Here is a 7,456-nt window from a genome sequence, read left to right on the forward strand (position 1 = left end):
TTTCCTAATAGAATTGACAATCTCTTCTGGAGATTTTGCAGCATCTATGATTATTGCTTCTTTTGGTTCCTCAAGAATATCAAATTGACTTTGGAGCATCTCAAGTTTCATAAAGTGATTTTTTCTGGCTCTTAGTCTTTGGGCAAATAAATCAAAAGAACCTTTCAAGTAGACTATTTTAATATTTTGTGGGTTCGTAATAAGTATATGACGATAAGCTTTTTTCAAGGCAGAACAAGCTAATATAATATTCTGATTTTCTGCCAACCATTGCTCAATTGCATTTCTCATTTCTATCAACCAAGGAATTCGGTCAGCATCATTTAAAGGAATTCCATTGCTCATTTTTTTGATATTAGCTTGGGAATGAAAAGAGTCTCCATCAAAAAAATCCCAATTTAAGTATTTTGCTAGTAATTTTCCAATAGTAGATTTACCAGCACCAGAAACTCCCATTATGATTATAATCATTATACTAAATGTTGTTAATTCTCAATATTTCTAGAGTATTAAAATGGCAATAGAGATAGAACGTAAGTTTTTGGTTAGAGGGAATGGATGGCGAAATAACGCTGTTGGGCAAGTTTATCGTCAAGGTTATATGTCTACAGAAGATGGTATAACATTAAGGGCGAGAGTGGCAGGCGATAAAGGTTATTTAACTATTAAAGGACCTAGTTTTGGTAATTCTAGATCGGAATATGAGTACGAAATACCAATAGAAGATGCTCAAGAGATGTTGAATAGTTTATGCAGTTCACCTTTAATTGAAAAAGTTAGATATAAGGTTTATCATGGTGAATTTGTCTGGGAGGTTGATGAATTTGCTGGAGATAATCAGGGTTTAATTGTAGCTGAAGTTGAACTTAATGATGAAAATCAAAAAGTTGAATTACCTGAATGGATAGGAGAAGAAGTATCTTATGATAAGAGATATTCTAATTCTAATTTATCGAAAAATCCTTGGAAAAATTGGTCTTCTGTTTAGGGGAAAAATATTAGGAAGAAGTTAATAACTAATAAGGCAATTTTTTTATCTGTTTTAAGGAGTAGGTCGGACGGAGTAGTAATTCTGGTTCGGTGGAAATAGCGGTGCGACCCCGCGTCGGCGAAAGACGCAAGCGGTCATATCCCGCGTGGGCGAAAGACGCAAGCGGTCAGACCCCGCGTCGCCGACAGGCACAAGGGAATGCTGACCAACAGAGGGAATGCTGACCAACAGAGGGAATGCGCACCAACAGAGAAAAGAAGAAAAACAACTGTACCTCAGTAATATTATGTCCGGATGAACAGTGATAAATCATTAGGGAGAAGTCAGGAGTCAGGAGTCAGGAGTTAGGAGTCAGGAGGGAGAAAAAAGGTATTAGGAAAAGAAATTTTTGTTATCCCTAATTAAGCAGACATGATATAACTTGATAAACTCTCTCTATAGACGTAGCGATCGCTTTAGTATCCATCTAGAATTAATTTTGAGAGAAACTCTAAGGTTATAGTTTTTCTATTTGAGATACTTCTGGGAATAGGTCTAGTTTGAGTATTCATCTAAAATTAATTTTGAGAGAAACTCTAAGGTTATAGTTTTTCTATTTGAGATACTTCTGGGAATAGGTCTGGTTTGAGTATCCATCTAGAATTAATTTTCACAGAAACTACAACGTTATAGTTTTTCTATTTGGGATGCTTCTGGGAATAGGTCTAGTTTGAGTATCCATCTAGAATTAATTTTCACAGAAACTACAACGTTATAGTTTTTCTATTTGGGATACTTCTGGGAATAGGTCTAGTTTGAGTATCCATCTAGAATTAATTTTCACAGAAACTACAACGTTATAGTTTTTCTATTTGGGATACTTCTGGGAATAGGTCTAGTTTGAGTATCCATCTAGAATTAATTTTCACAGAAACTACAACGTTATAGTTTTTCTATTTGGGATACTTCTGGGGGTAGTGGTGCGTCAAGCTTGAAAATGTGGGTTAAAAAACCTAGCCCCCAACCCCCTTCCCTACAAGGGAAGGGGGGAAACTCTTCCCTCTCCTTGCAGGAGAGGGGTTGGGGGAGAGGTCTTCGCTCGTTGCTCCTTGACCCACAATTTTAGTCTTGACACGCCAGTAGGTCTAGTTTGAGTATTCGTACTAGAATTAATTTTCACACAAACTCCAAGGTTTGGGTTTTTATATTTGGGATACTTCTGGGGATAGGTCTAGTTTGAGTATCCATCTAGAATTAATTTTCACACAAACTCCAAGGTTTGGGTTTTTATATTTGGGATACTTCTGGGGATAGGTCTAATTTGAGTATCCATCTAGAATTAATTTTCACAGAAACTACAACGTCACAGTTTTTAGAATTTAGATACTTCTGGAGATAAGTCTAGTTTGAGTATCCATCTAGAATTAATTTTCAGAAAAACTACAACGTTATAGTTTTGAGATACTTCTGGGGATAGGTCTAATTTGAGTATCCATCTAGAATTAATTTTCACAGAAACTACAACGTCACAGTTTTTAGAATTTAGATACTTCTGGAGATAAGTCTAGTTTGAGTATCCATCTAGAATTAATTTTCAGAAAAACTACAACGTTATAGTTTTGAGATACCCCTGGGGATAAGTCTAGTTTGAGTATCCATCTAGAATTAATTTTCAGAAAAACTACAACGTTATAGTTTTGAGATTTTAGAGAAGTTACCTGCTAGGGGTTGCCATAGCAAATATTATTTATTTCTCTAGAATTTCTCAAAAAAGTAGTCATTTATTAGTTCTTTTACAGAAAAAGCATAACCAATTCCAAAATTTGCAGACCTTTCAAGCTCATAAGTCATTCCTAACATTTGATTTTGACTTACTATCATACCTTGAGCAAAGTCAAGACTATCTATAACCATTCTAACTCCACTATTAGATAATATTTCAATATTTTGCTTTAGAATAGAACGAAAAGATTCAAACCCTTGAGTCAGACCAGTTCCATTTCTAGTCACAATACCAATAACTTTTCCTGTCTCTGGATCGATTAACGGACCTCCTGAATTACTATGGTTTACACTTGCATCAACTTGGATAACATCGATATTTTTACTTTTATAAAAAGACGATATTATTCCAGAATGACAGACAAGGTTAAGATGTTCAAATAGATATCCCAGAAAAAATATATCATCTCCAATTCGTTTTCCTAAGTATGAATAATTAGATATATCAAAGTTGTAAATTTTTGGTTCTGATAATTCAGGTATATCCAGCACTATATAATCATAATTTCTTTCATCAGAAGCTGTTTTTGTTCTTTTTAAGAAATCATGATTTGTCATATAAATACCATCCAGGAGTTGATCGGGAGAGCTATTTATTGTTCTAATAACAACAACAGAATCAGTGGGAGGAATACAAGCAACATGATAATTTGTCACTAATAATCCTTCAACCATAAATCCAGTTCCTGAAGAGACTCTCGCTTCATTAATCGTATGAATAATGTGAACAACACCTGATTTTACTTTTTCTACAATATCTACTAAGGACATAATTAACCTAATTTATTTTATGAGTAAATATGTTGAGGAAAATCAATCCCTAATTAATAAAAAAGGCTCTCCTAGACTGGTTCTAGCAAATTAGTAGTTTGAATGAGTTTAAACCCTTAAATAGCAGAGGATTCAACCAAATAAAAATCCCTTTTGATGATTAATTGCTTTTTGTATGACCATAATTCTTGTATAGCAATGGTTATACAGTTTATTTTGTAGTAATTTATCATAGCTACCCTAGAAGAACCATAAAAAATTAACTAGGGGTATATTCAAATATCATAAAAAGTTTCAATAAATAATCATATAGAATAATTATATCGAGTACGGATAATAACTTGTGGATAAAATATCAAATCTTTCTAAGAAAGGATAAACAGACCCGATGTATTTCCATTTTTCTTCTACTCCCCTACTCCCGTCAGGGTCAATTTATTGTCACTAGAGAAAAATTGTATCCTTTTAAATTTGTATCCCTTGAAATTTCCTAAATATTGCTAGAATTAGTTAACCAAAAATATAGGGTGGTAAATATTCTCTGACAACAAATAACTAACTCTACCTACTCCCTTACTCTCCGAAAGCTGTTTCAAATTAGGACTAAAACTGACTTGATAGGGAGGTAGATAGATGGAGTGGGTTTTTATTAATAAAAAGCTATTTTTTATCAGAAAAAAATCCTAACTCCACTTCTCTATATCACCTTCATTCTATCAACCCAGACAATTTTTTCCTGGGAATGAAGTAGCTGCGTACTCCCCTACTATCTTGATAATAAGTATTCAACCTTACCTTAAAGTCAGTTTCAGTAAACTGTTGTAATCTCTTAAAAAGATAGAGTAGTCAGGAGGCTGAATTAATTCAGGTTGTATCTGTTGAATTTTCTACTAATCAAATACCATTAAATATAAGATTTTGTAGGAATCATAAACAAATTTACTCATCCACTTCTACATACAGAATTCAATTCTTGCTCCTGAATTATTTGTCGATAAACTGCCAGTAAACCTACATAAATTCTCGTGGATCTGTCACATATCCAGTCAAAGCTGAAGCTGCTGCTGTGTAGGGAGAAGCTAAATAAACTTCTGCCTGTTTATTTCCCATCCGACCAGGAAAATTACGATTAGTTGTAGACACACAAATTTCTGGTTCATTTAATCGCCCAAAAGTATCTTTCGGTCCGCCTAAACAAGCAGCGCAAGATGGAGCTGCAGGTTCAATACAACCAGCATCTAAAAATATTTCTGAGAGAGTTTTTCCATCATGTTTCACAGTAAATAAATCCTCATAAACTTTCTGAGTTGCTGGTACTAAATAAGTTGGAACTTTGACTTGATGACCTTTAATAAGTTTAGCTGCATGAAGAAAGTCAGAAGTTTTTCCACCTGTACAAGAACCTATATAAACTCGGTCAATTTTAACATCCTGACAGTTACGAGCAAGTTCTTTATTGTCTGGAGAATGGGGTTTAGCCACTACAGGTTCTAATGTTGTGACATCGTAAGAACGGTCACTATAAAATTTTGCATTCTCATCCGAATAAAATGACTCAAACGATTTATCAGTTCGCCCCCGCAAATATTCAAAGGTAGTCTCATCAGGAGCAATAACTCCATTTTTACCCCCCGCTTCTATAACCATATTGCAGAGGGTCATCCGTTCTTCCATTGTCATTCGTCCGACAGTTTCGCCAGCAAACTCCATTGTTCTGTAGGTAGCACCAGATACAGAAATATCTCCAATAATTTGTAAAATTAAATCTTTTGCCAATAAATAAGGAGGCATTTCTCCATTTAAGACAAACCGCATAGTTGCTGGCACTTTTACTAATAGTTTGCCTGTACCTGTAATAAAGGCAGCATCTGTATTACCGATACCTGTGGCAAATTCTCCAAAAGCTCCCGCATTACAAGTGTGAGAGTCAGTACCAAATAGGACTTCTCCCGGACGGGTATGACCTTCCTGAGCGAGGGCAACATGGCAAACTCCTTTGTAGTCAGGGTTTGCTTTGAAATTTGAGCGGTCAATAATGTCGTAGAAGTATTTGATGTTTTGTTCTTGAGCAAAGTCTCGCAAAATATCTACGTTGCGGTTTGCCCGTTCGTCAGCAGTAAAAATATAGTGGTCTGGTATAAGGACGATTTTTTCTCTGTCCCAAACTTTGGCATTTTCGCCAAATTCTCGTTTGAAGATGCCAATGGTTCCAGGACCACAAACATCGTGGGTCATTAATACATCAACGTTGACCCAAATGTTTTCTCCTGGGGTAACGGTAGATTTTCCTGATGCTTTGGCCAGAATTTTTTCAACCATGGTCATTGCCATAAGCGATCGCTCCTCTTGGTAGTTTACAATTGTATTTTAGACAACCTATAGACAAAGGAAGAAGAAATTAAGTATTAATATTAGCTTGTGGTAGCTATTCTATTAAGTCTGGATAGTGATGCTTTAACTGCTATATTTTTTCTATATAACCTCCGATTTTAATATTGCTTGATTTTGGGATTTTTGAAAGCTAAATTTGACACATATGGAGGTAAGTAAATTATTTTGGCGATCGCTTACTCATCAAAAAAATATTAACAGATAGTTATTGAGAGTTAATATAATTATGTTCAAGCAATATGAGGATTATAAATAGCTTTTTTTTCGGGAGACAATAAATATGGAATTTCCAACACTAGCTCAAGCAGAATGTTATCAAAAAATTGATGGGTGGATGGAAGAATTATTTAGTGATTACCCTTGGGAAAAACTTGATGAACCAAGGTTTAGTATATTTTTGGGTTCTGCTTGGGTGGAATTGATTAATGGATAATGGATAATTATCTCTCCCTTTTAGGGAGAGGATTGACTAAAAGAAAAAAATAAATTTTTTTCCCTTTCAAGGGGAGGCTAATAAAGCTGAATTATTTAATTATTAATTATTAGGTAGTGGTGTACAAGTAGTGATATAAAAAAAAAGTCAAGTAGTCAAGGAAATATGATTTCTTAGTTTCAAAGAAATCATGGTACTTTCTGTTCCCTGTTAAGTGTTCCTTACCTCTACCCTAAATTACTACATCTACAGGACTACCGATTATTAATTATTCGGTAAGAGTTTCTCCTTGGGGTGAGGATAGTGTTATTAATACTTGTTACACTGTGGTTATTGGAGCTGAATTAAATCCTGATTTACTAGAATTTTTATTGCGAGCAAATAGTAATATGCAGTTTGGTGGTTTTTCTTTAGATACCGATGGAAATATTTTATTTGAACACAGTATAGTTGGCTCTATTTGTGACCAAAATGAACTGGAAGTGTCTGTTTTGGCAGTGTTGGAAGTTGCTGATGATTATGATGATAAAATTGTTGAACGTTGGGGAGGTAAACGAGGTTTAGATATTCCACCTCAATAGACATCCAGAAAAGAGGCAGTAGGGAGTAGGGGGTAGGGAGTAGGAGGAAATAATTGATTATTTTTGTACAATAATTTATTTTATTTTTTCTTATTGGAGATGCCTAATAGTTTATTGAGGAACAAAGAAACAAGAAGGAAGAAGGCAGAGGAAAGTTGGTAAATCTCTATAACTTATGCTTTTTGAGAACTGAATTTTTGGCGTTTTACTATCATGGGATGATTGTGATATCTGCCCAAAAATTTTTCTTTATATAACTACAGTTTTAGGTTCTGGAAAGCATGATTATCATCCTACAACTATGGAATAATTTTGATGCTTTTAATTTTTCATCTCGTCTCAAAAATAAAGACTCAAGTTATGCTAGTAATATTAAAGATTTTCTTGGCAATATTCAACCAAGAGAATGCCAAAATTATCAAGAAATTTGTTGATTAATTTGAAATTAATACAAGATGAGTCTAGCGAATTTAGAAATTGTCGAACTTTGTGATGGTAAACATAGGTTAAATATTCCACCTCAATAAT

At 34.3% G+C, this 7,456-nt stretch carries 8 protein-coding genes; 4 read left to right on the forward strand and 4 right to left on the reverse strand.

The window, feature by feature from the left end:
- Positions 1-471: gluconokinase (locus tag F6K22_RS11200; protein ID WP_293097138.1), on the reverse strand; the 471-nt coding region annotated here is incomplete at its 3' end.
- A gap of 43 nt (positions 472-514) precedes the next feature.
- On the opposite strand from F6K22_RS11200, the gene F6K22_RS11205 reads away from it, so the two are divergent.
- Positions 515-988, forward strand: coding sequence for a CYTH domain-containing protein (locus F6K22_RS11205; protein WP_293097139.1), 474 nt, complete (start codon positions 515-517; stop codon positions 986-988).
- 1,354 nt (positions 989-2,342) lie between these two features.
- On the opposite strand, the gene F6K22_RS11210 is transcribed toward F6K22_RS11205, so the two are convergent.
- The 3 genes from F6K22_RS11210 to F6K22_RS11220 all read right to left on the reverse strand — a co-directional run bounded on the left by F6K22_RS11210 (position 2,343) and on the right by F6K22_RS11220 (position 5,854).
- Positions 2,343-2,483: a hypothetical protein gene (locus tag F6K22_RS11210; protein ID WP_293097140.1), complete on the reverse strand. Its 141-nt coding sequence runs from the start codon at positions 2,481-2,483 to the stop codon at positions 2,343-2,345.
- 242 nt (positions 2,484-2,725) lie between these two features.
- A complete protein-coding gene (locus tag F6K22_RS11215; protein WP_293097143.1) occupies positions 2,726-3,523 on the reverse strand; it encodes a S1 family peptidase in 798 nt (265 codons plus the stop codon).
- A 1,011-nt stretch (positions 3,524-4,534) separates the two neighbouring features.
- A complete protein-coding gene (locus F6K22_RS11220) occupies positions 4,535-5,854 on the reverse strand; it encodes a 3-isopropylmalate dehydratase large subunit (protein WP_293097145.1) in 1,320 nt (439 codons plus the stop codon).
- A 340-nt stretch (positions 5,855-6,194) separates the two neighbouring features.
- Here F6K22_RS11220 and F6K22_RS11225 point away from each other — a divergent pair, with 340 nt between their 5' ends.
- The 3 genes from F6K22_RS11225 (at position 6,195) to F6K22_RS11235 (ending at position 7,362) form a co-directional block, all read left to right on the forward strand.
- Positions 6,195-6,347, forward strand: coding sequence for a hypothetical protein (locus tag F6K22_RS11225; protein WP_293097147.1), 153 nt, complete (start codon positions 6,195-6,197; stop codon positions 6,345-6,347).
- Between the two features lie 263 nt (positions 6,348-6,610).
- Complete coding sequence (locus F6K22_RS11230; RefSeq protein WP_375340151.1) at positions 6,611-6,928, forward strand: T3SS (YopN, CesT) and YbjN peptide-binding chaperone 1; 318 nt, start codon at positions 6,611-6,613, stop codon at positions 6,926-6,928.
- Positions 6,929-7,209: 281 nt separating this feature from the next.
- Positions 7,210-7,362, forward strand: coding sequence for a hypothetical protein (locus F6K22_RS11235; RefSeq protein ID WP_293097150.1), 153 nt, complete (start codon positions 7,210-7,212; stop codon positions 7,360-7,362).
- Positions 7,363-7,456 lie beyond the last annotated feature (94 nt).

Origin of the sequence: Okeania sp. SIO2F4, from assembly GCF_010672385.1 — a bacterium.
Lineage (GTDB): Bacteria > Cyanobacteriota > Cyanobacteriia > Cyanobacteriales > Microcoleaceae > Trichodesmium.

Excerpts from the sequence above, each read along its gene's own strand:
- F6K22_RS11205 (WP_293097139.1), top strand. The coding sequence starts at position 515 with ATGGCAATAGAGATAGAACGTAAGTTTTTGGTTAGAGGGAATGGATGG.
- F6K22_RS11215 (WP_293097143.1), bottom strand. The coding sequence starts at position 3,523 with ATGTCCTTAGTAGATATTGTAGAAAAAGTAAAATCAGGTGTTGTTCAC.
- F6K22_RS11220 (WP_293097145.1), bottom strand. The coding sequence starts at position 5,854 with ATGGCAATGACCATGGTTGAAAAAATTCTGGCCAAAGCATCAGGAAAA.
- F6K22_RS11225 (WP_293097147.1), top strand. The coding sequence starts at position 6,195 with ATGGAATTTCCAACACTAGCTCAAGCAGAATGTTATCAAAAAATTGAT.
- F6K22_RS11235 (WP_293097150.1), top strand. The coding sequence starts at position 7,210 with ATGATTATCATCCTACAACTATGGAATAATTTTGATGCTTTTAATTTT.